Annotated in this window: 2 protein-coding genes; both read left to right on the top strand. The window is 34.2% G+C overall.

Going from position 1 to position 919, the window contains the following annotated elements:
- The coding region (locus RR876_RS16610; RefSeq protein WP_332637143.1) for a CinA family protein at nt 1–408 on the top strand (408 nt) is incomplete at its 5' end.
- A gap of 2 nt (nt 409–410) precedes the next feature.
- On the top strand, nt 411–919 hold a 509-nt coding region (locus RR876_RS16615; protein WP_332637144.1), incomplete at its 3' end, for an aminotransferase.

Below are 919 nucleotides of genomic sequence, written 5' to 3' on the forward strand. Positions count from 1 at the left end.
TCAGGCTATCTTTCAAGCCAATTTTCAATTTATAAAAACAGTGGTGCTGAGATATTACTGGGTGGTTTAGTGAGTTACGACCCTTCCACAAAAGTCAATATTCTCAAAATTGAGCCAACTTTCATTGAAAAATATACTGCTGAATCTGCTGAAGTAACCGAAGCAATGGCTGTTCACGGGAAAAAATTATTTACACAAGCGGATATTATTGTGGCTTGTACTGGATTACTCAAACCCGGTGGTAGTGCAACAGAAATAAAACCTGAAGGCACATTTTTTATCTCAATTTTATATTTAAATAAGATCTATAATTTTCATTATTTTATTGATGGAACACCATCAGAAAAACTTGCCGTCTTAACCCAATATGTTGCAAAAGAAATCATAAAAATGATTGAGGAAATCTAGCTATGTTGAAACTCAAAACCAGTTTGCTCAGTTTAATACTCCTACCCTGCACCAGTTTTGCAACTGTAGGTGGACCACAAAACATAGAAATATTGGGCTATGATCATCAAGACCAAAAAGTCTACTTACTCAAACACTATGAAGATGGTCGTGGTCGCCTACCACAGCTCTATTATTATCAGTTTAAGAACAATCAACATCCTGAAAAGCTCATTCAAGTCAACTCACTCTACATCAATCCCAAAACCAAAAAAATTGATTATGATCAAGACAGCCGTTTATTTAATCAAGAAATTCGTAAAATTCAAAACCGACTTCAACCACTTGTAACTATTTCTAAAAGCACAATCAAAGTTCAAGTATTGAATAAAACCACATCGAAAGAAAAGTCATGGTATGACCCAAATGAATTTATACCTAAATATAAGTATACCTATCAGTTAACAAGCAAAAATTTAAAAAGCCAAATACATCAGGCGATAGATTATCGCCAAGGCTTGAGTATCTCTCA

The organism is Acinetobacter sp. (assembly GCF_036666595.1).
GTDB lineage: Bacteria > Pseudomonadota > Gammaproteobacteria > Pseudomonadales > Moraxellaceae > Acinetobacter.